General features: G+C 46.9%; 26 protein-coding genes and 1 tRNA gene. 22 read left to right on the plus strand and 5 right to left on the minus strand.

Annotation, left to right across the window (positions count from 1 at the left end):
- Window positions 1-6 precede the first annotated feature (6 nt).
- The 7 genes from Q9R23_RS06075 (at window position 7) to trxA (ending at window position 6,316) form a co-directional block, all read left to right on the plus strand.
- Complete coding sequence (locus tag Q9R23_RS06075) at window positions 7-414, plus strand: DUF350 domain-containing protein (protein WP_023469001.1); 408 nt, start codon at window positions 7-9, stop codon at window positions 412-414.
- A 183-nt stretch (window positions 415-597) separates the two neighbouring features.
- Window positions 598-1,494: a YitT family protein gene (locus tag Q9R23_RS06080; protein WP_035406360.1), complete on the plus strand. Its 897-nt coding sequence runs from the start codon at window positions 598-600 to the stop codon at window positions 1,492-1,494.
- A gap of 197 nt (window positions 1,495-1,691) precedes the next feature.
- Window positions 1,692-3,365 (plus strand): AMP-binding protein, encoded by a 1,674-nt coding sequence (locus tag Q9R23_RS06085; protein WP_214852939.1) that lies wholly within the window; start codon window positions 1,692-1,694, stop codon window positions 3,363-3,365.
- 71 nt (window positions 3,366-3,436) lie between these two features.
- The gene (locus Q9R23_RS06090; RefSeq protein WP_052018985.1) at window positions 3,437-4,015 is read left to right on the plus strand and encodes a fatty acid metabolism transcriptional regulator FadR; all 579 of its coding nucleotides are present in this window, start codon (window positions 3,437-3,439) and stop codon (window positions 4,013-4,015) included.
- A gap of 74 nt (window positions 4,016-4,089) precedes the next feature.
- A complete protein-coding gene (locus Q9R23_RS06095) occupies window positions 4,090-4,863 on the plus strand; it encodes an electron transfer flavoprotein subunit beta/FixA family protein (RefSeq protein WP_050677631.1) in 774 nt (257 codons plus the stop codon).
- A 13-nt stretch (window positions 4,864-4,876) separates the two neighbouring features.
- The gene (locus Q9R23_RS06100) at window positions 4,877-5,842 is read left to right on the plus strand and encodes an electron transfer flavoprotein subunit alpha/FixB family protein (protein WP_311246611.1); all 966 of its coding nucleotides are present in this window, start codon (window positions 4,877-4,879) and stop codon (window positions 5,840-5,842) included.
- A 162-nt stretch (window positions 5,843-6,004) separates the two neighbouring features.
- A complete protein-coding gene (trxA, locus tag Q9R23_RS06105) occupies window positions 6,005-6,316 on the plus strand; it encodes a thioredoxin (protein ID WP_023468994.1) in 312 nt (103 codons plus the stop codon).
- A gap of 59 nt (window positions 6,317-6,375) precedes the next feature.
- Here the strand turns inward: trxA and Q9R23_RS15905 are convergent, their stop codons facing one another.
- The 3 genes from Q9R23_RS15905 to Q9R23_RS06115 are packed head-to-tail and all read right to left on the minus strand — an operon-like array spanning window position 6,376 to window position 8,092.
- Window positions 6,376-6,594, minus strand: a complete 219-nt coding sequence (locus Q9R23_RS15905; RefSeq protein ID WP_313350371.1) for a VOC family protein — start codon at window positions 6,592-6,594, stop codon at window positions 6,376-6,378.
- Window positions 6,582-6,755 (minus strand): VOC family protein, encoded by a 174-nt coding sequence (locus Q9R23_RS15910; RefSeq protein ID WP_396136356.1) that lies wholly within the window; start codon window positions 6,753-6,755, stop codon window positions 6,582-6,584. The genes Q9R23_RS15905 and Q9R23_RS15910 overlap by 13 nt, the downstream gene beginning before the upstream one ends.
- A 14-nt stretch (window positions 6,756-6,769) precedes the next feature.
- Window positions 6,770-8,092 carry a dihydrolipoyl dehydrogenase family protein gene (locus tag Q9R23_RS06115; RefSeq protein WP_214852951.1) on the minus strand — a complete coding sequence of 441 codons (1,323 nt, stop codon included), beginning with the start codon at window positions 8,090-8,092 and terminating at the stop codon, window positions 6,770-6,772.
- 82 nt (window positions 8,093-8,174) lie between these two features.
- Between Q9R23_RS06115 and uvrC the strand changes: the two genes are divergently transcribed.
- Window positions 8,175-9,959, plus strand: a complete 1,785-nt coding sequence (gene uvrC, locus Q9R23_RS06120; protein ID WP_214852955.1) for an excinuclease ABC subunit UvrC — start codon at window positions 8,175-8,177, stop codon at window positions 9,957-9,959.
- Between the two features lie 41 nt (window positions 9,960-10,000).
- Here the strand turns inward: uvrC and Q9R23_RS06125 are convergent, their stop codons facing one another.
- On the minus strand, window positions 10,001-10,615 hold the full coding sequence (locus Q9R23_RS06125) for a PH domain-containing protein (protein WP_023468990.1): 615 nt from the start codon (window positions 10,613-10,615) through the stop codon (window positions 10,001-10,003).
- Between the two features lie 117 nt (window positions 10,616-10,732).
- Window positions 10,733-11,152 (minus strand): YslB family protein, encoded by a 420-nt coding sequence (locus Q9R23_RS06130; RefSeq protein ID WP_214853214.1) that lies wholly within the window; start codon window positions 11,150-11,152, stop codon window positions 10,733-10,735.
- Between the two features lie 213 nt (window positions 11,153-11,365).
- On the opposite strand from Q9R23_RS06130, the gene Q9R23_RS06135 reads away from it, so the two are divergent.
- From Q9R23_RS06135 to clpX, 14 genes are all read left to right on the plus strand, one after another.
- The gene (locus Q9R23_RS06135) at window positions 11,366-11,983 is read left to right on the plus strand and encodes a succinate dehydrogenase cytochrome b558 subunit (RefSeq protein WP_214852958.1); all 618 of its coding nucleotides are present in this window, start codon (window positions 11,366-11,368) and stop codon (window positions 11,981-11,983) included.
- Window positions 11,984-12,002: 19 nt separating this feature from the next.
- The gene (gene sdhA, locus Q9R23_RS06140; protein ID WP_023468987.1) at window positions 12,003-13,766 is read left to right on the plus strand and encodes a succinate dehydrogenase flavoprotein subunit; all 1,764 of its coding nucleotides are present in this window, start codon (window positions 12,003-12,005) and stop codon (window positions 13,764-13,766) included.
- Complete coding sequence (sdhB, locus tag Q9R23_RS06145) at window positions 13,766-14,572, plus strand: succinate dehydrogenase iron-sulfur subunit (protein WP_023468986.1); 807 nt, start codon at window positions 13,766-13,768, stop codon at window positions 14,570-14,572. The genes sdhA and sdhB overlap by 1 nt, the downstream gene beginning before the upstream one ends.
- Window positions 14,573-14,628: 56 nt before the next feature.
- Window positions 14,629-15,084, plus strand: a complete 456-nt coding sequence (locus tag Q9R23_RS06150) for an acyl-CoA thioesterase (RefSeq protein WP_290755031.1) — start codon at window positions 14,629-14,631, stop codon at window positions 15,082-15,084.
- A 65-nt stretch (window positions 15,085-15,149) separates the two neighbouring features.
- Window positions 15,150-15,413, plus strand: coding sequence for a phosphocarrier protein HPr (locus tag Q9R23_RS06155; RefSeq protein ID WP_012371023.1), 264 nt, complete (start codon window positions 15,150-15,152; stop codon window positions 15,411-15,413).
- An 86-nt stretch (window positions 15,414-15,499) separates the two neighbouring features.
- Complete coding sequence (racE, locus tag Q9R23_RS06160) at window positions 15,500-16,306, plus strand: glutamate racemase (protein WP_035406391.1); 807 nt, start codon at window positions 15,500-15,502, stop codon at window positions 16,304-16,306.
- Window positions 16,307-17,062 (plus strand): ribonuclease PH, encoded by a 756-nt coding sequence (rph, locus tag Q9R23_RS06165; RefSeq protein ID WP_214852967.1) that lies wholly within the window; start codon window positions 16,307-16,309, stop codon window positions 17,060-17,062.
- Window positions 17,059-17,652 (plus strand): XTP/dITP diphosphatase, encoded by a 594-nt coding sequence (locus tag Q9R23_RS06170; RefSeq protein ID WP_311246612.1) that lies wholly within the window; start codon window positions 17,059-17,061, stop codon window positions 17,650-17,652. The genes rph and Q9R23_RS06170 overlap by 4 nt, the downstream gene beginning before the upstream one ends.
- A 5-nt stretch (window positions 17,653-17,657) precedes the next feature.
- Window positions 17,658-18,167: a metallophosphoesterase family protein gene (locus Q9R23_RS06175; protein ID WP_214852973.1), complete on the plus strand. Its 510-nt coding sequence runs from the start codon at window positions 17,658-17,660 to the stop codon at window positions 18,165-18,167.
- A gap of 73 nt (window positions 18,168-18,240) precedes the next feature.
- Window positions 18,241-18,314 (plus strand) — tRNA-Arg (locus Q9R23_RS06180).
- A 102-nt stretch (window positions 18,315-18,416) separates the two neighbouring features.
- Complete coding sequence (locus Q9R23_RS06185) at window positions 18,417-18,941, plus strand: hypothetical protein (protein WP_290755027.1); 525 nt, start codon at window positions 18,417-18,419, stop codon at window positions 18,939-18,941.
- Between the two features lie 26 nt (window positions 18,942-18,967).
- A complete protein-coding gene (locus Q9R23_RS06190) occupies window positions 18,968-19,954 on the plus strand; it encodes a hypothetical protein (protein WP_290755026.1) in 987 nt (328 codons plus the stop codon).
- A 110-nt stretch (window positions 19,955-20,064) separates the two neighbouring features.
- Entirely contained in the window at window positions 20,065-21,357 is a 1,293-nt protein-coding gene (tig, locus tag Q9R23_RS06195; protein WP_290772025.1) for a trigger factor, read from the plus strand.
- 234 nt (window positions 21,358-21,591) lie between these two features.
- Window positions 21,592-22,857: an ATP-dependent protease ATP-binding subunit ClpX gene (gene clpX / locus Q9R23_RS06200; RefSeq protein WP_023468977.1), complete on the plus strand. Its 1,266-nt coding sequence runs from the start codon at window positions 21,592-21,594 to the stop codon at window positions 22,855-22,857.
- Window positions 22,858-22,896 lie beyond the last annotated feature (39 nt).

A 22,896-nucleotide genomic window follows, 5' to 3' on the forward strand; every position in this document is an offset into this window, starting at 1 on the left:
AGCAAGATGAACATTTTTGAGAACGTCTATGTCTATACGACAGCGCTCTATTCGGTCGCGGGATTACTGATCATTTTGGGGCTTGCACTTTTTGAGTTGACAACCCGGTATAAAAACTGGGAACATATCAAGAGTGGCAACATCGCCGTTGCGTTAGCAACAGGTGGAAAAATCATAGGACTCGCCAATATCGTTCATTTCGCTGTCCAAGGGGAAGAACGGGTCGGGTCGATATTTCTTGAAAGTGCCTTTGGCTTCTTATTGTTGATATCGACATATTGGATCTTTGAATTCCTGACACCGAATTTGCCGGTAGACCGTGAAATCGAGAATGGCAACATTGCTGTCGGTATCATTTCATGCGCTTTATCGATCGGCATGTCCTACGTCATCGGATCAGCGTTAGTGGGGTGAATCCGTGTTAGAACGTTTAGCGAAAATCATGTTCGGGGTTTCGATCGCCTTTTTGGTTGTCGGTATCCTTTGGATTGTATTTAATTAAAAGAACCGGTCTTACCGTGTGATCATTCCGTACTGACATCGTTTCAGTACGGAATTTTTATTGAGCCACGCCTAATCAAAAAAGGAGGAACGCATATGAACGTACGAAAAACATCAACAACGACAGAAACGAGACGCCGTGCTTTTGAGGCGATGCAATTGATTTCTTGGAAGGACATCTTCTGGGTTATCATCGGGTCGTCGATTCTCGCCTTTGGAATCAACTACTTTACGATTCCAAATGATCTCTCAGAAGGTGGATTGATTGGGATCACGGTCATTTTCTACTATCTTTACGGTTGGGATACGGGACTTGTCTCCTTGCTTGCGAACGCTTTGCTGTTCGTTGTCGGTTATCGATTCCTTAGCCGGAAGACGATGCTTTACTCAGTCATCTCAGTCGCCGTCACATCGTTTGTCCTCTCTTCGACAGCAAACCTTGCGACATCATCGGATAGCCGTTTGATTGGAACGGTCTATGCGGGTATTTTGATTGGTGTCGGAATCGGACTCGTCATTCGTGCGGGAGGAACGACGGGCGGTGGTGTCATCATCGCTCGACTGATGAATAAATACTTGAATCTCAGTATCGCAGTCTCGATGTTCATCATCGATGTCGCCGTTGTCGGTGCGTCAGGTTTTCTATTTGGAGAAGAGACGATGCTGTACACGTTAATTGCGATCATCATCGGTTCGTATTTGATTGATCTCGTCAGCGAAGGATTGAACGTCCGCGAAGCGGTCACGATCATTAGCCATCGCCAAGAAGAAATCGCGACGATCCTGACGGAGACGCTCGGACGTAGCGCGACTGTCATCCACAGTCATGGTCATTTCACGAAACAAAAGAATGACATGTTGTATATGATCGTCGATAAACGACAACTGGCACCGTTGAAACAAATCGTCGAAGCAGCGGATCCCCGCGCCTTCGTCGTCATTCATAAAGTGCGAGAAGTCATCGGGGAAGGATTCACATATCCCTCCCGGTAATATGGATTCAAAAGTAGCACCTCTCTTTTTCGGAAATCGAGAAAGGGAGGTGCTGCTTTTTTAGTATTAAAATTTTGATTGAAAAAACCAAAAAACAAGCAGATTCAATTTCTTTTTTTGGGATTTTACTGGCATGTCGAATTCAAATCAACGTATAATGAAAATGAATAGTAATTCATTATCAGGGAGGGAAACGTATGGAATCCGTTTGGTTATCTGATTATCCAAAGCAAGTACCCGTATCGATTGATTATCGAGAAATACCTCTTTATCAGGCACTTGATGAGGCAGCGACTGATTTTCCAGAACAACGTGCCTTAAGTTTCTTAGGGAAACGTATGACGTTTCGTGAAGTGTGCGACGAAGCACATGCACTCGGAAGTTTACTTCAAGAGCATGGCCTCAAAAAAGGAGATCGTGTCGGACTGATGTTACCGAACTGTCCCCAGTATATGATCAGTTATTATGCTGTCCTCTATGCTGGTGGAATCGTTGTGCAGGTGAATCCGCTCTATACGGACCGTGAACTCGAACAGATCCTCATCGATTCAGGTGCACATCTGCTCGTAACCCTCGACCTACTTTATCCGAAAGCATCTCGCGTCAAAGCGGCGACGGAACTCAAAACGGTCGTGACAACAAGCATCGCGGATTACCTTCCCTTCCCTAAAAATAAACTGTATCCCATTAAAGCACGGAAAGATAACAACATCATCATCGATACGACGGGTTCGATTCCATTTTTATCGCTACGTGGTTATGAACCGATTACACCGATTGCGATTCAACCGAAAGAAGATGTCGCGGTTCTTCAGTATACGGGTGGAACGACAGGTGCTCCAAAAGGTGTCATGCTGACGCACTATAACCTGAGTGCGAATGTCGAGCAAATCGACAAATGGTTTTATAAATATGAGCGGGGAGATGGACGAAAACTGTTAGCTGTCGTTCCGTATTTCCATGTCTATGGCATGACATGTAACCTCAATTTCGGTATTTTTAATGCCTATGAGCAAATCATCGTTCCGAAATTCGACATTGAACAAGTATTGAAAACGATTCATAAGGAAAAACCAAATCTGTTCCCTGGTGCACCGACGATGTATGTCGGTCTGTTGAACCATCCGAAGCTAAAGAAATATGATCTGTCTTCAATCGAAGCTTGTATTTCAGGTTCAGCTCCACTGCCGGTCGAAGTCCAGGAAAAATTCGAAGCATTAACGGGCGGACGAATCGTTGAAGGATATGGTTTGTCTGAGACGAGTCCGGTGACGCATACGAACTGTATCTGGGATCGCCGGATTCCTGGAACGGTTGGTATTCCGGTACCCGATACGCAAGCGAAAATCGTCCAAGCGGATGGAGAGACACCCGCAACTCTTGGTGAGATCGGTGAGATCATCGTCACAGGTCCGCAAGTCATGAAAGGATACTGGAAACGACCAGAAGAGACGCAAGCGGTTCTTCGAAACGGTTGGTTGCACACGGGAGACCTTGGTTATATCGGCGAAGATCATTACTTCCGGATCGTCGATCGGAAAAAGGATTTAATCATTGCTTCGGGATTCAATATTTATCCACGTGAAGTCGAAGAAATCTTGTACGAGCATTCGGCCGTCAAGGAAGCCGTCGTCATCGGTGTTCCGGATGCCTATCGTGGAGAGACCGTCAAGGCGTTCATCGTCGTCAAGGATGAGATGACGGTCACAGAAGAAGAGCTTGATCAATTCTGTCGTAAACAGTTAGCGTCATTTAAAGTGCCAAAGCAGTACGAATTCCGACAAGAGTTACCGAAGACGTTCGTCGGGAAGATTCTCCGCCGTGTTCTTGTTGAAGAAGAACGTGCCAAACAACTCGAAGAAAGCAGTTGACAGGACGAAATGACATGATAGAATAAATATGAATGAACCATCATTCATTTTATGCGTTAGGAGATAGTGGAATGAAACGAACAATGTCAAAGAGTGACCGCATCATTGATGCCGCCGTAAAAGTCATCGCTAAAAACGGCTACCATGGAGCGAAGGTGACCGCCATCGCAAAGGAAGCCGGTGTTGCGGATGGAACGATCTATCTGTACTTCAAGAATAAAGAACACCTACTGATTTCGCTATTCCAAGCGAAAATGGGAAGCTTCATCGAATATTCCGAAGGACAAATCGCGAATCACACGTCAGCGACAGAACAATTGGCCGCATTGATCGAGGCACACCTTGAGCAATTATCCGTCGATTATGATTTGGCTGTCGTCACGCAAATCGAGCTACGTCAATCCAACCAAGACATGCGCCAAAACATTGCCGCCGTCTTGAAACCGTATCTGCATCTGATTGACCGTGTCATCAAGCACGGGATGACGACAGGCGAGTTTTCAAACGAACTCGATTATCGATTAGCGCGTCAGATGATCTTCGGAACAATCGATGAGGTCGTGACGAGCTGGATGGCAAGTGGATTCAAATATGAGTTGCTTGAGACACGCGACGGGATCCATCGGATGTTGATCAAAGGGCTGAGTTAAGCCCTTTTCATGACAACAATCATGTAAGCGGATACAAAGAATGATGGTGAATAGACGACAAGGGGGAGCATGAGATGGAAATCTATGTACTGTTGAAACGCACATTCGATACGGAAGAAGCAATCCAACTCGAGAATGGTCAAATCGATGAGGATGGCGCTGAGTTCATCATTAACCCGTACGATGAATATGCGGTAGAAGAAGCGATTCGTGTCCGTGATGCACAAGGGGGAACGGTGACGGTCGTGACGGTCGGACCGGAAGATGCGGACAAGGAATTACGAACAGCACTCGCAATGGGAGCGGACCAAGCAGTTCGCATCTCGATTGAAGATGATATCGAAGAGGCAGATCATTTCACGATTTCTGAAGTGCTCGCTGGTTATTTAAAGGAACAGACAGTTGATCTCGTCATCGCTGGAAACGTCGCAGTTGATGGCGGAAGTGGTCAAGTGGCACCACGCGTCGCAGAATTGCTCGATATTCCTTACGTGACGACGATCACGAAACTTGAACTCGACGGCACGAAGGCTGTCGTCACACGCGACGCTGAAGGGGATACAGAAACGATTGAAACAACACTTCCGTTACTCGTCACTGCGCAACAAGGGTTGAACGAACCACGTTACCCAAGTCTTCCGGGAATCATGAAAGCGAAGAAGAAGCCGCTTGAAGAACTCGAACTCGATGATCTCGAACTCGATGAAGATGAACTCGCACCACGTTTAGAGACGATCGAACGTTTCTTACCACCGAACAAAGCAGCCGGTAAGATCCTTGAAGGTGAACTGAACGAGCAAGTCGCACAGCTCGCATCATTATTACGCAACGAAGCAAAAGTGGTCTAAGGGGGAGAAACGAATGACAAAAGCATTAGTACTCGCAGAATCACGGGATGGCAGTTTACGGAATGTGTCGTTTGAGGCTATCGCAGCAGCGCGACGTGTCGCAGACGAAGTCATCGCAGTCCTGATTGGACACGATGTCGCTAAGGATGCCGACGTACTAACGTCACGCGGAGCGGATCAAGTCCTCGTCGTCGAGGATGAGCGTCTTCTACACTACACGCCAGACGGTTATGGACAAGTCTTCCTTGAGTTGATGAATCGGACGTCACCTGACGTGCTCGTCTTCGGTCATACGTCGCTCGGCAAGGATCTATCACCGAAGATCGCGGCAAAACTGCAAGCTGGTCTAATCAGTGATGTGACGGCGATTGAAGGGGAAGGCGCGGAAGCAACGTTCATCCGACCGATCTATTCAGGGAAAGCATTCGAGAAAGTCAAAGTCGCAGAAGGCAAGACACTCTTTACGGTCCGTCCGAATAACATCGATCCGCTCGAAACGGGGAGTTCACAAGGCACGGTCGAGTCGGTCACAGTCGAGCTGAAGGATTTACGGACGATCGTCGCAGACATCGTACGTAAAGCAACAGGTGGTGTTGATTTATCAGAGGCAAAAGTCATCGTTGCGGGTGGACGCGGTGTCAAGAGCTCAGACGGCTTCGCACCGTTACAAGAACTAGCGGATGTTCTCGGAGGAGCAGTTGGTGCTTCGCGTGGTGCTTGTGATGCGGATTACTGCGATTATGCACTTCAAATCGGTCAGACGGGGAAAGTCGTTACACCAGACTTGTATATCGCGTGCGGGATCTCGGGTGCGATTCAACACTTAGCGGGGATGTCGAATGCAAAAGTGATCGTTGCGATCAATAAGGATCCAGAAGCGAATATCTTCTCTGTCGCGGACTACGGGATCGTCGGAGATTTGTTTGACGTCGTGCCGTTATTGACAGCTGAATTCAAAAAAATGCTTGTTCACGGATGAGTGAATGTACCGGTGCCATGCAGATGGTACCGGTATTTTTTTACGAATTCTTCACGTGAGCAGTTTCGTTTGTTGGAAGAGACTGCTATGATATACTCGAATCAATAAAGAGATCACCCATTTTTTTACCGGGTTGATCTACTCATTAGGAGGTTATGATCAATGGCAATCGTACACGCAACTAGCCAATCATTTAAAGAAGAAACACAAGAAGGACTCGTTCTTGTTGATTTTTGGGCAACATGGTGTGGACCATGTCGTATGCTCGCACCAGTTCTTGAAGAACTCGATGCTGACATGCAAGATGTAAAAATCGTTAAAGTTGACGTGGATGCAAACCCAGAAGTAGCTGGAGCATTCCAAGTTCAAAGTATCCCGACACTCGTTCTCTTCAAAGATGGACAACCTGTCAACAAAACGATGGGCTTCATGCCAAAAGACGCACTTAAAGAATTCGTTGAAACATCTAACTAATTCTTTCCTGCATATCAAAACAGACCGTTCTGCACAGGCAGAACGGTCTGTTTTTTAGATTACATTGGCGTACAAAGTTCGATGAGGTGACCATCGGGGTCGAGGACATAGGCGACGACTTGCCCCCATGGTTTTTTAACAGGAGCAAGGACGGTCTCATATCCTGCCTCCACCACCTTCTGAAAAAGAGTCGGGACGTCATCCGTGACGAAACCAATCTCTAACGTCTGATGCGCTTTTCCGCTTGGGATCGTGTAATCCGGAATCAACTGTTGCACGTCTTCACGCGTATTGAAGGCGAGTGTCGTCTGACCGGTCTCGAGAACTCGATGTAGCTCCCGTGCTCCGCCTTGACGGATAGTCCAAGGACGTCTCGATAGAATGTCAGCGTCTGTGCAGTATCTTCAACGTATAAAATCGTATAGCCGTATTGAATCATCAAAAAGCCTCCTATCAATCCTCGAATAACGAAGCGATATCTGAAGCCGGTGTCGGGTAAGCGAATCCAGTCTGTTGCATCGAAGTACTTGGAATCCGGTGTTGCATCGCAAACGAGAAATAGTTTGCTAGTTCCGCTGCATTGACACCGATGAAGTGTGCGCCGAGTACTTGATCATCTTCCCCGACGAGCACTTTCGCCCGAGCGAAACTGTCTTTGATCCGTGCGTTCGTTTGCCAGGAGGACGTATCAATCAAGCGACCACGGTAAGGAATACCTGCTTTTTTCAAAGCAGCTTCCGTCTCACCGACAAGGGCGAGGTTCGGAGCAGTGAATACGACGCTAGGTACAGGGAGCAGCTCCAGTTTCCGGTTGTTCCCTTCGAGCATGTTGTCGGCAGCGAGTCGTCCTTCTGTTCCGGCAAACGGTGTCAACGCCGGATTCCCGCTGACAGCAACATCTCCTGCGGCATAGATATGTTCGACGGAAGACTGGAGATACGCATTGACATGAATTCCTTTTTCGTTATGCGAAACGCCGATGGCTTCGAGACCAAGTTGATCAATACTTGCGACACGTCCAGTCGCATTCAAGACGACATCCGTCTTCAACACATCACCGTTCGATAAACGAAGGGAATCCTCTTCGTAAGCGACGACTTCTGCCTCTTTGATGATCGAGATGCCAAGTGCTCGTGTGGCGTCGAGTAAGACATCGACGAGTTCACTTTCGAATTGTTTTAAAGGATCAGATCGTAAGACGATCGTCACGTCTGCACCAGCAATCCGAGCAAGATGCGCGAACTCGAACGAGATGTACCCGCCACCAATACAGACGAGTCGACGTGGTAGATCCTTTAGTTCTAAAAATTCATTACTCGTTATAAAACGTTCACTACCGGGTACAGTTAATTCGCGAGGTCGTAGACCGGTTGCGATTAAAAACTGTTTCCCTTCGATTTCTTCTTCACCAATTCGAAGACGATGTGAAGAGACGAAGCGGGGTTCGCCGTGGAAATAGTCGATGTCCGTTTCCGCGTACCGCTTTCGTGTCTGCTCCGGGATGGCGCGCGTGTATTCATTCTTGCGCTCCATCAACTGGCGCCAATCGATTGAAATTAATCCCTTTACGCCATATCCGAGCAATCGCTCGACAGCGTCTTTCGTCTCACTACCCGTCAGTAAGATTTTTTTTGCGTCACATCCACGTTGTGCGCATGTGCCACCTGGAGTGAAGTTTTCCACGATGGCAACACGTAGTCCTTTTTCAGCGAATTTATAAGCCGCTTGATTTCCAGCGGAACCTGTTCCGATCACAATGCAATCATATGTACGCATTTTTCATCCTCCGTATGTCATAATCAATGTATGGTATTTACCCGAACGAATAAAACTAAAAACGGTGAAAGGAGACATTTATTTGGGACATCAAGAACATATCAAAGCGAAACTATCCCTTTTGCCGGATGAGCCAGGATGTTATCTGCACAAAAATGAATTCGGTGAAGTCATCTATGTCGGAAAAGCAAAAAATCTCAAGAATCGTGTCCGTTCCTATTTCACGGGAGCACATGATATTAAGACAGAACGCCTCGTCGCGGAAGTCCGTGACTTCGAATACATCATCACAGCGAGTGAACTAGAAGCGTTATTGCTTGAGATGACGCTAATTAAGAAACATGATCCGAAATATAACATCATGTTGAAGGATGATAAATCCTACCCTTACCTGAAGATTACGAATGAGACCTATCCGCGCTTGATCACGACGCGTAAGTTGAAGAAGGATGGCGGTCATTATTTTGGTCCTTATCCGAATGCCTATGCGGCAAACGAAACGAAACGTCTGTTAGATCGTTTATATCCGCTGCGCAAATGCCAGCCGATGCCGAAAAAACTTTGTCTCTATTATCATATTGGTCAATGTCTCGGTCCATGCGAAATCCCGAATCTCGAGTCGGAACAAAAAGCGCTCGTTTCGGAAATCCGCAGGTTCTTGTCCGGGGACACGAAGGAACTCGTCGAAAGCTTGAAACAGAAGATGGCGGAAGCAGCCGAGACGATGGAATTCGAGCGAGCCGGAGAATTACGGGATCAAGTCCGAGCGATCGAGTCGATCATGAACAAACAAAACATGATTACAGCGGATCTGACGTCACGCGACGTATTCGGAATTCATGTCGATAAAGGTTGGATGTGTGTCCAAGTCTTCTTCCTTCGCGGCGGAAAGATGATCGAACGTGATGTCTCGCTTTTCCCGATCTATGGTACGCCGGCAGAAGAGCTTGAGAGTTTCATCGTCCAGTTCTACGAAAAGAACATCAAACCAAGTGAAGTTTATGTACCGCCACTCGTTAATCAGCTTCTGCTCAAAGAGGCGCTCTCGATTAAAATTCACGTTCCGGTCCGAGGATCAAAACGGAAATTACTTGATCTAGCAACGAAGAATGCTGAAAACGCGATCTCGGAACGCTTCGAGTTGTTAGCGAAAGATGAGAAACGGACCGTTCAGGCAGTCGAAGAACTCGCTGACGCGATCGACGTTCATCCATTGTCACGGATCGAAATCATCGATAATGCGAACATCCAAGGAGCGGATGCCGTATCGGCGCTCGTCGTCTTTGAAGACGGTAAACCACTGAAAAAAGAATACCGGAAGTTCAAGATCCGGACGGTTCAAGGACCGGATGACTATGAATCGATGCGGGAAATCGTTCGTCGGCGTTATCGACGCTTGTTACTTGAGGGAGCGCGCCTTCCGGACCTCGTCTTGATTGACGGAGGGGTCGGACAGTTGAATGCTGCTTTAGAAGTCATTCAAGATGAACTCGGCCTATCCCTGCCGGTCGGCTCATTAAAAAAAGATGACAAACACCGGACGAGTCAGTTGTTGTTTGGAGAAGATGCGCGATTGATCGAACTCAGCCCTCGCTCAAGTGCATTTTATTTACTTCAGCGCATGCAAGATGAGGTCCACCGATTCGCGATCACCTTCCACCGCTCGCTTCGTTCAAAAGGGATGACACGTTCATTGCTCGACGAGATTCCAGGAGTCGGACCGAAACGACGCCAGCAGTTGATTCGTCATTTCGGGTCGATGCGTAGTCTAAGACGTGCGACGATCGAACAGTTGGCTGAGGCAGGATTGCCTGTGAAATTAGCGGAAACCGTCGCTGAATATTTAAGTCAAGCGAATGAAGAATGAAAAAATGCCGTCCTCTTGAAGAGGGCGGCATTTTAAAATAATTAGTTGTTGATGTACTTCTCGTAGTACGAACCGAAATCACGCTGGTTCCACTGATGGTAGTGACCTTGAAGCCACTCGAAGGATTGTTCAGACAACTCCTTGAATGTTTGCGGAACGTTCATGTCGCCTTGGCGAAGACCACCGAGAATCGTGACCGAATGATTTAATGAGCTATTCGCGAACTCGAGCATCTTTTGTCCTTCGTATTGTTTTTCAGCGATGGCAAGTAATGTCTTATACAGATCCTTTACATGCTCCAGTTGTTTTTTATCAACGTCGATCGAATAATGTTTGCCACCGATTTCGAACTTGATCTCGACATCGAGGTCGACTGTTCCAGCCGTTTCGAACATGACGTGGCGAATTGGATAATGTGCATATGGATAGCGGTAGAGTACACGTTTTGAACTGACAGCACTTTCTCCATCAAGGTGAATCAAGGCTAAGTTCGTAAAGCAATACTCGTCAGATTTGGACTTGATCAAGAAATAGATTTTTTCGCCGTCTTCATGTAAAACATAATCGTCAGCGGCTGCCTTGTCGAAATCATCAGGATGAATGACTTGTCCGATATCACTGAATCCCGTTAAATCTGCTGCTAGTTTTTTGAACATGTAAAGTTCCTCCTCGCGATTTGTGTACGCATGATTTTACGATCACTTACTGCAAAAAGTTTCAAGGATCTATTTCGATGTTGAAAATAAAGATTCCTGTCACATTCTATGTAAAGTTCAACCGATTGGTTCGAGTGGATCTTTTGGATCGATTTGGACCGTGATTTGAACAATCTCTTTGCTTGTCTCAGCATATCCTTCCGCAACACATCCGTTAAAACGGGAGAACTGTTCAGCGAGGAAACCGGCTTCGAGTTGAAAGTAGCCTTGTGGCCGTTCATCTCTCGTCGTATCAGGAGGAGACAGTACGAACGAGATGACCGTTCCTTTACGTTTCTTGATTTCGAGCATTCCCCAACCGGCTTGTTCAAAGAATGAGGCCAATTCAGATTCATCCACGACAGGGAATTGACGCGCGAGACGTTTACCTGCCCAGTAGATGACTTGCCGATAATCCGACCCTAGAAGATCGGTCAGCACATAATCCCGGATCAGTTCGATTCCGAAAAGTGGTGTTTGGTTTGGTGTAACATCCATCATGATTCACTCCTATCTGCCAACCATTATACCGAGATGATTCTAGCAGGTCATTGTTTTCCTGAAAAAATTTGCAGTTAAATGCAACGGCTCGGGTTGTCTTCTAAAAAGGACAGGAGTAGAATAAGTGATGAAAAGACGAATTTCCTTATGAAAGCGCTTTTCTACCAAAATGCGCCAACGGTTGATTGGCAAACAAAAGGGGGGATTTGGATGGCGAATCATCGTGATTTCGTGAGTCGTAAAATACACTCACTGCTCGGCGTCATTCCAATCGGGTTATTTTTACTTTCGCACTTAACGACGAACTACTTCATCGTACGTGGTGAGGAAGACTTCAATAAGGCCGCGGAATTCGTGGGGAGCGTTCCGTATCGATTGTTCTTAGAGATCTTTGTCATCTTCATTCCAATCATCTTGCATGGTGTCTACGGTGTTTACATCGCATTCACGGGTTCTGCGAACGCGGGACGATATACATATTTCCGGAACTGGATGTATGTCTTGCAACGGTTTAGCGGAGTGTTCCTCGTCGTGTTCATCACATGGCACGTTTGGGAGACTCGGATTGCCGCTGCGATGGGAACAGAAGTTGATGCGAGCATGATGCAGAACATCGTTGATAACGGATTCATGTTAGCGTTCTATATCGTCGGGATCTTGGCAACGACATTCCACCTCGCGAACGGACTCTGGACGTTCTGTATTACTTGGGGAATCACGCAGTCACCAGCATCTCAACGGGCGATGTCTTACGTGGCAGCACTCGTATTCATCGGTTTATCGTTTGTAGGCGTACGCTCGATCTTAACGTTTGCAGGCGTGTTGTAAGGAAAGGGGAACTGACAACATGGCGAACAAGAATCTTGTCATCATCGGCGGAGGGCTTGCCGGTCTGATGGCTACGATAAAAGCAGCAGAGCAAGGCGTACCAGTTAAGTTATTCTCGCTCGTACCCGTCAAACGCTCACACTCTGTTTGTGCACAAGGTGGCATCAACGGAGCAGTCAATACGAAAGGGGAAGGGGATTCACCATATCAGCATTTCGATGACACGGTATACGGTGGAGACTTCCTCGCAAATCAACCACCTGTTCAAAAAATGGCGGAAGCAGCACCGAAGATCATCCATATGTTCGACCGCATGGGTGTCATGTTCAACCGGACACCGGAAGGGTTACTCGACTTCCGACGCTTCGGAGGAACGTTGCATCACCGGACGGCATACGCGGGAGCGACGACGGGACAACAGTTATTGTACGCATTAGATGAACAGGTTCGTAAGTTCGAAGCGCAAGGTTTGGTAGAAAAATATGAAGGATGGGAATTCCTTCGTGCCATCATCGATGACAATGGCATTTGTCGTGGAGCGGTTTGTCAAAACCTCCGGACGATGGAAATCGAGGCATTTGCCGCGGATTCTGTCATCCTCGCGACAGGTGGTCCTGGGGTCATCTTCGGAAAATCGACGAACTCGGTCATTAACACAGGACAAGCGGCAGCAGCTGTCTATCGTCAAGGTGCGATCTATGCGAACGGTGAGTTCATTCAGATTCACCCGACAGCGATTCCTGGTGATGATAAATTACGTCTCATGAGTGAATCAGCACGTGGTGAGGGCGGTCGCGTCTGGACGTATAAAGACGGTAAACCTTGGTACTTCCTTGAAGAGAAATATCCGGCATACGGAAACCTTGTCCCACGAGATATCGCGACACGCGAGATTTTTGACGTCTGTGTCAATCAAAAACTCGGAGTCAACGGGGAGAACATGGTCTATCTTGATCTATCACATAAAGACGCAAAAGAACTCGACGTCAAACTCGGTGGGATCCTTGAAATCTACGAAAAGTTCGTCGGTGATGATCCACGAAAAGTACCGATGAAAATTTTCCCGGCTGTTCACTATTCAATGGGTGGACTATGGGTCGACTACGATCAGATGACGAATATTCCTGGACTATTCGCAGCAGGCGAATGTGATTATTCGATGCACGGAGGAAACCGTCTCGGAGCGAATTCACTTCTTTCTGCGGTATATGGTGGAATGGTCGCCGGACCGTCAGCAATCGCCTATATGAATGAACTTGAGACATCGGTTCATGAGATGAGCGAAGACGTCGTCGAAGCGCATAAGATCGAAGAAATCAATCGTTTTAACGATATCTTATCGATGGAAGGTACAGAAAACGCGTATCAGATCCACCGTGAACTTGGAGAAATCATGACGGATAATGTCACGGTCGTCCGTTATAACGATAAGCTCGAAGAGACACTCACGAAAATCAAGGAACTTCGTGATCGGTTCACGCGCATTTCGGCAACGGACACAGCGCGTTGGAGTAACCAAGGAGCGTCGTTCATCCGTCAGCTCGATCACATGCTCGACTTAGCCGAAGCAATTACGCTCGGCGCCTTAAAACGTGACGAGAGTCGCGGGGCGCACTACAAACCGGACTTCCCGGAACGTAATGATGAACAGTTCTTGAAGACAACGATGGCTCGTTATACGAATGGTCATCCAGAAATCTTCTATGAAGATGTCGACACGTCGTTGATTCCACCGCGGAAACGCGACTACAGTAAGAAGTCGAAGAAAGAGGTGAAAGCATAATGGCGACACCACTCGAATCATCTACTACGCAAAAATCGGTTCAATTCATCGTTCAACGTCAAGATGGACCTGATGGTAAACCGTATGATGAAGCGTTTGAAATTCCGTACCGTCCGAACATGAACGTCATCTCTGCTTTAATGGAGATTCGTCGTAATCCTGTGAATGCAGCCGGTGAAAAAACGACACCGATCAACTGGGATATGGGTTGTCTAGAAGAAGTATGTGGCGCTTGTTCCATGGTCATCAACGGTACACCACGTCAATCGTGTACGGCACTCGTCGATAAACTCGAACAACCGATCCGCCTTCAACCGATGCAGACATTCCCAATCGTTCGTGACCTTCAAGTCGACCGTCAGCGCATGTTTGATGCGTTGAAAAAAGTTAAAGCATGGGTCCCGATCGATGGAACGTACGACTTAGGTCCAGGACCACGGATGCCAGAGAACAAACGTCAATGGGCGTATGAGTTATCGAAATGTATGACATGTGGCGTGTGTCTCGAAGCATGTCCGAACGTCAACGATCGTTCGACGTTCATCGGACCAGCATCGATCTCGCAAGTTCGTCTATTCAACTCGCATCCAACAGGTGCCTTCCATAAGGAAGAACGTCTTGAAGCGTTGATGGAAGATGGCGGGATCATGCAGTGCGGTAATGCTCAAAACTGTGTCGAGGTTTGTCCGAAAGGCATTCCGCTGACGACTTCGATTGCAGCGATGAACCGTCAGACGACACTTCACTCATTCAAGAAGTTCTTCGGTAGTGACGAAGGACGGACAGGTGAAGCAGTTAGTTCATAAGTTATTAAAGAAGGAGCCTGCTCCTTCTTTTTTCATTCAGACAGGAGGAACCGATTGTGCGCGTACCAGCTTATATTTCAGAACTCGAATCATGGCTTGAACAAATGAAACATGGAACACGACTCGACGTCGCTGTTCGTTTTGCAGAGACGGATGCCTATGGTCATATGAATAACAGGGTACCGTTCATCTATTTCGAGGACGTTCGGACATTGATGTTAGAGGAGACCGGATACTCGCTTGCAGAAGACGGGATCATCGTCGTTGCGGATGCCCAGTGTAATTACATTCGCCAAGTGTATCCACGGACACGTCTCGCCGTCTATGCGTACCCAGTACATGTCGGAAGTGCATCGTGTGACGTCCATTATGCGGCATTTGATGAACAGGGTGAATTGATGTTCACAGGACGGACATCGATGGTACAAATCAATCGTGCCGGGAAAGCATTCCCATGGAGTGAGGCATATAAAAATTCCTTGCAGAATCGATTCGAATCCGTTATCATTTGATAATGAGTTCACATATTCGAAAACGACTCACTAGTACGTTATTAGTGAAGGGAGATTTCTTAATCATGGAAAAAACATTCAAAGTCATCGCGGATTCAGGCATTCACGCTCGTCCCGCTACTCAGCTCGTCAACACAGCTTCTAAATTCCAATCAGACATCAACTTGGAATACAACGGAAAGACTGTCAACTTGAAGTCAATCATGGGTGTTCTTTCACTCGGAATCGCGAAAGATTCAGATATCAAAATCGTTGCAAACGGTGACGATGCTTCTGAAGCAATCACGACTCTTTCAGATATGCTGACTAGCGAAGGTCTTGCTCAGTAATCCTGTAATCGTACATTCTCGGACGCCGGTCTTGCACCGTCGTCCTTTTTTGTTACCATAAGATTGATAGAAAGAGGTGGAGAAGAGTGAATCGAGCGATTGGAGTACTGGATTCCGGAGTCGGTGGATTGACGGTCGCACGTGAATTGATGCGACAGTTGCCTCATGAGCGAATCATCTATGTCGGGGATACACTACGTTGTCCGTATGGTCCGCGTCCAGAAGAAGAAATTCGTGAGTTTACGTGGGAGATGATTGATTATCTCGTACAACAAGATGTGAAATTGATCGTGATCGCCTGTAATACAGCTACGGCTGTCGTCTTAAAAGAAGCGCGAGAACGTTTAAATATACCTGTCATCGGTGTCATCGATCCGGGTGCCCGTGCAGCAGTCAAGGTGACACGTACGAAACGAATCGGTGTCATCGGAACGAAGATGACGATTACAAGTAATTCCTACGAGAAGGCATTACGACATGTCGAAGGACAAGTCGTCGTTGAATCGTTAGCGTGCCCGCCATTCGTTCCGCTCGTCGAGTCGATGCAGACGGATGGCGCATACGTCGAACGTGTCGTGGCGAATACGCTACGACCTTTGATGAATTACGATATGGATACACTAATACTCGGGTGCACCCATTATCCGCTTTTAGCAGATGTCATTGGACGGGTCATCGGACCAGGCGTTCAACTCATCTCTTCAGGGGATGAAACCGCACTCGAAGTAGCAGCACTACTTGACTACAACACGATTTCAGCAGATGTGACACAAACACCAGAACATCGTTATTACGCGACAGGCGATATCCGCTCATTCGACCAAATTGCAACGGACTGGCTCGATCAGCCCATTCATGCGGAGCGCATCGTCCTTGGAACGGAGGAAGATTAAATGCGGACAGACCAACGAACGGCGGACGATCTCCGTCCAGTACAGTTATCAGTTGACATCAATAAACACGCGGAAGGTTCGATTTTGATTGAACTGGGTGATACGAAAGTCCTCTGCACGGCGACCGTCGAGGAAAGGGTACCACCATTTCTACGTGGAAAACGCCAAGGCTGGATCAATGCGGAATATTCGATGTTACCGCGGGCAACCGCTCAGCGGACTGCACGAGAAGCCGTTCGCGGCAAACAGACGGGGCGGACGATGGAAATCCAACGTCTCATTAGCCGATCACTTCGGGCGGTCGTCGATTTAGAAAAACTTGGTGAACGGACGATCTGGATCGATTGTGACGTCATTCAAGCTGATGGCGGAACACGAACAGCATCGATCACCGGTGGATTTTTAGCACTCGTTCGAGCTATCGATCAACTGATTCAAGCGGGAAAATTGACCGATACACCAATCAAAGAGGGCATCGCCGCCATCTCAGTTGGAATCGTCGGATCGAATGCCTTACTTGATTTATGCTACGAAGAGGATGCTGCAGCTGAAGTCGACTTCAATCTCGTCATGACGTCATCCGGTAAAATCGTCGAGATGCAAGCAACAGGAGAAGAGTCGACCTTTTCCCGTCAAGAGATGCTCGAAATGCTCGAACTTGGGGAAAAAGGTATTAAGGAACTGATTGAAACCGGTCGCGAGGCACTCGGTGTTTCGTGGTGGTATGTAGGAGAAGAAGTGGGGGAGCATAAATGAAAGTCATCGTCGCAACACATAACGCTGGTAAAGTGAAGGAACTCGAAAGCATGCTTGGGCGTCTCGGCTATACAGTCGAGTCGTTACTCGATCATGCGGATGCTAAAGAAACGGATGAGACAGGTGAAACATTCGAGGAGAATGCACTCTTAAAAGCAACAGAAGCAGCAGCCTACTTTGGTCACGCAGTACTTGCTGACGATTCAGGTCTTGAAGTCGATGCTTTAGATGGCGCTCCAGGTGTCTACTCGGCACGCTTCGCGGGTCTTGAAAAGTCGGATGCAGCGAACAACGCTCTACTACTTGAAAAGTTAGAAGGTGTTCCGGAAGAGGAGCGGACGGCACGCTTCGTTTGTGTACTCGCGCTAGCAAAACCAACAGGCGAAACATTGACGGTACGCGGAACAATGGAAGGGCGAATCGGTTTTGAAGCAAAGGGATCGAACGGTTTCGGTTATGACCCATTGTTCGTCACGGCAAGTGGACAAACGGCTGCTGAGTTGACGAAAGAAGAAAAAGCGATGATCAGTCATCGTGGCAATGCATTGCGCAAGCTCGAACAGGACTTAACTACTTTCCTAGGAGTGTGATGAAAATGAGAGCGTTGATCGTTAGTGATAGCCATGGACTAGAACAAGAACTGCTTACGATATTCGAACGGCATCAGGACGTGGATTTGGCTTTTCATTGTGGAGACTCTCAATTGACGCGCGACATTGAATCGTTATATCCATATCGTGTTGTACGGGGGAACTGTGATTATGGACACGATTTCCCGGAAGAAGTCACGTCGGAAATGGACGAGCATAAGGTCCTCTGTGTCCACGGACATCGTCAGGACGTCAAATATAGCCTAGATGTCTTGCAACATCATGCGAACGAAAAGCAAGCTGATATCGTTTTGTATGGTCATTCTCATGTTGCGAAGGCGGAGTATCGGGATGGTGTGTTATTCATCAATCCAGGATCGATTCGGATGCCACGCCATCGCCCAGACAAGACGTATGCGATTCTTGAAGTAGAACAAGACCGCTATTCTGTCGATTTTCTTGACATGAACGGGGATCGCGTCAATGCACTTCACCTCGACGGAACATTTTTGTAATAAAATAAATGCAATCTTTGTAATGTGATTGACACGAAAGAATTGTTCTAGTATAGTTTATTCGTGTTGACACGTCCCAATAGCTCAGCAGGATAGAGCAACGGCCTTCTAAGCCGTCGGTCGGGGGTTCGAATCCCTCTTGGGACGCTATAATTAAAATAGAGACTGCCCTTACGAGGGCGGTCTCTTTTTTTTATTTCAATTTTCGCTTATAATTAAGGTATCATGAACTTGAAAGGGATGAAAGCGATGTGGAAGAAAGTTGGAACAGTCCTGTTACTCAGTACGTTTCTTGTAGGATGTAGTGAGATTTCAAATACAGTTGATGATGCAAAACAACAGGTCAACGATGTGAAAAATAGTGTCGATTATGCTGGAGAACTTCAAGGGATTGCGAAAGATACCGCACAAGTCACGTCCGACTTATCTTCTTCTTTGAATGAAGCGGCTACGAAAGCACGCGAATCCACGAATCCGGAGCAAGCGCTCGACCAACAAATCGAAAAGTTAAAGGAAAACGGAACGATTGATCAGTTCAATCAAGAGCTGGACCAAATCGACCAACGATTGGCGGGACTTGAAAATCCACCGCAAGAGTTACAAAATTTAAGTGCAAAGCTCGAGCAGTTCGTGAATCAATCAGAAGACATCACACGACTTCTTGAAACAGACGTCTCTCTCGATACATTAAATCGTCTCGGTATCGAACAGGCAGGGAAATTACAAGATGCGATCACAAACTGGACGTCTTTGCTCGATCCGTTTACGAAATAAGTAGTTGAATGAAGGAGTGCAGGAATATGGAGACATCCCGCTGGATGGAACACGAACTAGAAGCAGAACGAGCTCGGGTCCTCCGTTTGCCGGCAGCTGAACAAGAACGGCTGGTAAAAGAATTAGAGACTGACCAATTGATAGGAGAAGATGTATTATACCGACTCTATGTCATCCAGCCGTTTTTACTGCATGACCGTGAACGATACGAGACTGTAGCAGAACGTTTTCTTGAAGTCGAGGGTGTGGAGCAAGTGCTCGCACTCTTTCTTTATGAACTCGGAGAACGGTATCCAATGAAGCTCGCTCTACGCTCGGCGTCACCGTATCTGCCGTATGGACTTGCGCTTCGATTAGACGAGATTAAACAGCGGATGACGGTGCGAGAACAAAAGACGACACCGGTTCAAAAAAACAATGTTACTCAGAGTGCCGTAACTTCTGGAACGGCGTTGATGCATGTGTTGCAACATGGAAGCTGGGTCGAACAAATGCGCCATTTGGCTGGTGCTGAATTCGAACGGACACCTGCGCTCTTTGACTACATTACACACAAGTATCTTCGTGCTCAGGATACAGAACATCAAAGCCTAATCGTCATCGATCAGTTATTAGGAAGTGTGATTGAGCATCTGTCCTATCCGGCAGACATTTATGTGCCGCATTTAGATGTACACTGGACGATCTCGACGCGTCAGGATTTAGAAGAAGTGCTGATTGCACATCAACAGGAACAACAAGCGTTACTCGCATCGATGCATACATTAGAACGAATGGATCCTTTTCGAGCCTTGCTCGTCTTGCGTTCGGACCAGTTGATTCATCTTGAAGAACGAGAAGCAATCGGGTCGGATATGGAGAAATGGCTCCTCGCATGCGAAGAACTAGCAGGGTTGTCGTTTGAAAAAGAAGAGCCGGAACGTGTCTTAAGTCCGCTAGCAAAGCGATTATATCAGGGAGTGCATATCCTCTATCCGGAAGTCATCGCATTCGAGCAAATTTACTTCGATTGAGACATCCGGAAACGATTCGTTCAACAGTGGTAATCGTCAGAACGATTGTGCTATAATGTGACTTGTTGTACACACATGTACGCTAATTGACAATTTTGGAGGGACTCAGCATGACTGCAAAATGGGAAAAACAATCAGGTAGCCTCGGCGTCCTCACGTATGAAGCGCCTGCTGAAGCATTTGATAAAGCGGTAGACCAAGCGTTCAAGAAAGTCGTTAAGACTTTGAACACACCAGGTTTCCGTAAAGGAAAAATGCCACGCGCAATGTTTAACAAAATGTACGGTGAAGAAGCACTGTACCAAGATGCACTCGATATCCTTTATAAGGACACAATCGAAGGTGCAGTCGTCGAATCAGGAATCGAGCCAATCGCGCTTGAAAACATCGACGTTGAAACACTCGAAAAAGGCAAGCCAGTCGAATTCAAAATCACGTTCGTCATCGAGCCAGAAGCTACACTCGGTGAGTACAAAGGTCTTGAGTACACAGCAGTTGAAACGAACGTTACTGACGAAGACGTCGACGCTGAACTCAAAACATTGCAAGAACGCGGTGCAGAACTCGTCGTTAAAGAAGATGGCGTCATCGAGAATGGCGATACAGTCGTATTCGACTTCGCAGGTTTCGATGGGGAAAACCAATTCGACGGCGGAACTGCTGAGAACTACTCACTCGTCATCGGTTCTGGAAACTTCATTCCTGGATTCGAAGAGCAAATGATCGGTTTAAAAACTGGCGAGCAAAAAGATCTTGAAGTGACATTCCCAGAGGAATACCACGAAGCATCACTCGCTGGAAAACCAGTTACATTCAAAGTAACAATCCATGAGGTCAAAGCGCAAGAGCTCCCTGAATTGACAGATGAGTTCGCAAAAGAGATGGATGAAGAAGTTTCTTCACTCGACGAGTTGAAAACAAAAATCCGTACGCGTCTCGAAAACACACGCAAACAAGAAGCTGATGCTTCAATGCGCGATGAGTTAGTCGAAGCGGCTACGAAAAACGCGACAGTTGATCTTCCAGAAGTCATGGTCGAAAACGAAGTCGAGCGTATGGTTCAAGAGTTCACACAACGTATTCAATCACAAGGCATCGACCTCAACATGTACTTCCAGTTGACTGGAACGACAGAAGAGGCAATGCGTTCTGAAATGAAAGAGCAAGCGGAAGAGCGCGTTAAGGCACGTCTCGTCCTTAAGCAAATCGTTGCTGACGAAAAAATCGAAGTAACAGATGAGGAAACTCAAACTGAACTTCAATCAATGTCAGAACTCTACAACATCCCTGCAGATCAACTTGAAACGATGCTTGCACCACAAGGTGGTCTTGAAACGCTTAAAGGCGATCTTCAATTCCGTAAAGCTATCGATGTTCTCGTCGACAACGCAAAAGCAAAATAAGCCATTTCATGGTTTTCGATCGACTTCAAGCCCAATTTCTGGTCTTGGAGTCGATTTTTTTGTACGATAGGTCAAACAAGGACAAACAATCCTTGGTTCAGAACATCAAACTGTAAATCGTTCGTCCAGGATTTGAAAGACTTTCCTTGTTCATGCTACAATCATAAATAGTAAAACGTGAGACGGGATGCTACAGGCATCCATACAATTTCCACGTTAAAGGGGTGGACCTTTATGTTTAAATTCAACGAAGAAAAAGGTCAGCTAAAATGTTCTTTCTGTGGAAAGACACAAGAACAAGTACGCAAACTTGTTGCTGGACCTGGCGTTTACATTTGCGACGAGTGTATCGAACTCTGCAATGAAATCGTAGAGGAAGAACTCGGTACCGAAGAAGAAGTCGAGCTGAAGAACGTTCCAAAACCGCATGAAATTCGTACGACACTTGACGATTATGTCATTGGTCAAGAGAAAGCGAAGAAATCGTTGTCTGTAGCGATGTACAATCACTACAAGCGAATTAATGCTGGTGGTCGCGCAGATGATGTCGAGCTCTCAAAATCGAACATCGTCATGATTGGACCAACAGGTAGCGGTAAGACACTTCTTGCCCAAACGATGGCACGTATCTTAAACGTACCGTTTGCGATTGCAGATGCAACAAGTTTGACGGAAGCCGGTTATGTCGGTGAAGACGTCGAGAATATCCTGTTAAAACTCATTCAAGCAGCTGACTATGATGTCGAGAAGGCTGAAAAAGGAATCATCTATATTGATGAAATCGATAAGATTGCTCGTAAATCAGAAAACCCGTCAATTACACGTGATGTTTCTGGTGAGGGTGTCCAACAAGCTTTACTGAAGATTTTGGAAGGAACTGTTGCAAGTGTACCGCCACAAGGTGGACGCAAACATCCGCATCAAGAATTCATCCAAATCGATACGACGAACATCTTGTTCATCGTTGGTGGAGCATTCGATGGTATCGATCAGTCGATCAAACGTCGTCTCGGTAAAAAAGTCATCGGCTTCGGAAACGATTCAGAGAACCGTAACCTCACACAAAAAGAAATTCTAGCAGCCGCATTGCCAGAAGATCTTCAAAAGTTTGGTTTGATTCCTGAGTTCATCGGTCGTTTGCCAGTCATGGCAACACTCGAGCCACTCGATGAAGAGGCACTCGTTCAAATCTTGACGAAACCGAAAAACGCCCTCGTGAAACAATATAAGAAAATGCTTCAACTTGATGATGTCGAACTCGACTTCACGGAAGATGCACTTCTTGAGATTGCGAAGCTCGCAATCGAACGTAAAACAGGTGCGCGTGGTCTTCGTTCAATCATCGAAGAAACTATGCTAGATATCATGTTCGAAATTCCATCGCGTGAAGACATCGCGAAAGTCATCATTACAGCAGAAACGTTGACTGGTAAGCGCGGTCCAACGCTTGAGTTGAAAGATGGTACAATTGAACATGGGAAAGAAAAAGAAACGGCGTAACACCGTGACAAAACGGCTCGGAGGCTACTTGTACGCCTT

This window comes from Exiguobacterium sp. BRG2 (assembly GCF_031844245.1).
In the GTDB taxonomy this organism is placed as follows: domain Bacteria; phylum Bacillota; class Bacilli; order Exiguobacteriales; family Exiguobacteriaceae; genus Exiguobacterium_A.

Coding starts and splice junctions, on each gene's coding strand:
- Q9R23_RS06170 (WP_311246612.1), top strand. CDS start 17,059: ATGAAAGTCATCGTCGCAACACATAACGCTGGTAAAGTGAAGGAACTC.
- Q9R23_RS06185 (WP_290755027.1), top strand. CDS start 18,417: ATGTGGAAGAAAGTTGGAACAGTCCTGTTACTCAGTACGTTTCTTGTA.
- Q9R23_RS06115 (WP_214852951.1), bottom strand. CDS start 8,092: ATGCGTACATATGATTGCATTGTGATCGGAACAGGTTCCGCTGGAAAT.
- Q9R23_RS06100 (WP_311246611.1), top strand. CDS start 4,877: ATGACAAAAGCATTAGTACTCGCAGAATCACGGGATGGCAGTTTACGG.
- Q9R23_RS06175 (WP_214852973.1), top strand. CDS start 17,658: ATGAGAGCGTTGATCGTTAGTGATAGCCATGGACTAGAACAAGAACTG.
- Q9R23_RS06130 (WP_214853214.1), bottom strand. CDS start 11,152: ATGGATGTTACACCAAACCAAACACCACTTTTCGGAATCGAACTGATC.
- Q9R23_RS06085 (WP_214852939.1), top strand. CDS start 1,692: ATGGAATCCGTTTGGTTATCTGATTATCCAAAGCAAGTACCCGTATCG.
- Q9R23_RS15910 (WP_396136356.1), bottom strand. CDS start 6,755: ATGATTCAATACGGCTATACGATTTTATACGTTGAAGATACTGCACAG.
- Q9R23_RS06155 (WP_012371023.1), top strand. CDS start 15,150: ATGGAAAAAACATTCAAAGTCATCGCGGATTCAGGCATTCACGCTCGT.
- Q9R23_RS06190 (WP_290755026.1), top strand. CDS start 18,968: ATGGAGACATCCCGCTGGATGGAACACGAACTAGAAGCAGAACGAGCT.
- Q9R23_RS06090 (WP_052018985.1), top strand. CDS start 3,437: ATGAAACGAACAATGTCAAAGAGTGACCGCATCATTGATGCCGCCGTA.
- Q9R23_RS06095 (WP_050677631.1), top strand. CDS start 4,090: ATGGAAATCTATGTACTGTTGAAACGCACATTCGATACGGAAGAAGCA.
- Q9R23_RS06125 (WP_023468990.1), bottom strand. CDS start 10,615: ATGTTCAAAAAACTAGCAGCAGATTTAACGGGATTCAGTGATATCGGA.
- sdhA (WP_023468987.1), top strand. CDS start 12,003: ATGGCGAACAAGAATCTTGTCATCATCGGCGGAGGGCTTGCCGGTCTG.
- Q9R23_RS06135 (WP_214852958.1), top strand. CDS start 11,366: ATGGCGAATCATCGTGATTTCGTGAGTCGTAAAATACACTCACTGCTC.
- Q9R23_RS06075 (WP_023469001.1), top strand. CDS start 7: ATGAACATTTTTGAGAACGTCTATGTCTATACGACAGCGCTCTATTCG.
- rph (WP_214852967.1), top strand. CDS start 16,307: ATGCGGACAGACCAACGAACGGCGGACGATCTCCGTCCAGTACAGTTA.
- tig (WP_290772025.1), top strand. CDS start 20,065: ATGACTGCAAAATGGGAAAAACAATCAGGTAGCCTCGGCGTCCTCACG.
- clpX (WP_023468977.1), top strand. CDS start 21,592: ATGTTTAAATTCAACGAAGAAAAAGGTCAGCTAAAATGTTCTTTCTGT.
- sdhB (WP_023468986.1), top strand. CDS start 13,766: ATGGCGACACCACTCGAATCATCTACTACGCAAAAATCGGTTCAATTC.
- trxA (WP_023468994.1), top strand. CDS start 6,005: ATGGCAATCGTACACGCAACTAGCCAATCATTTAAAGAAGAAACACAA.
- Q9R23_RS06080 (WP_035406360.1), top strand. CDS start 598: ATGAACGTACGAAAAACATCAACAACGACAGAAACGAGACGCCGTGCT.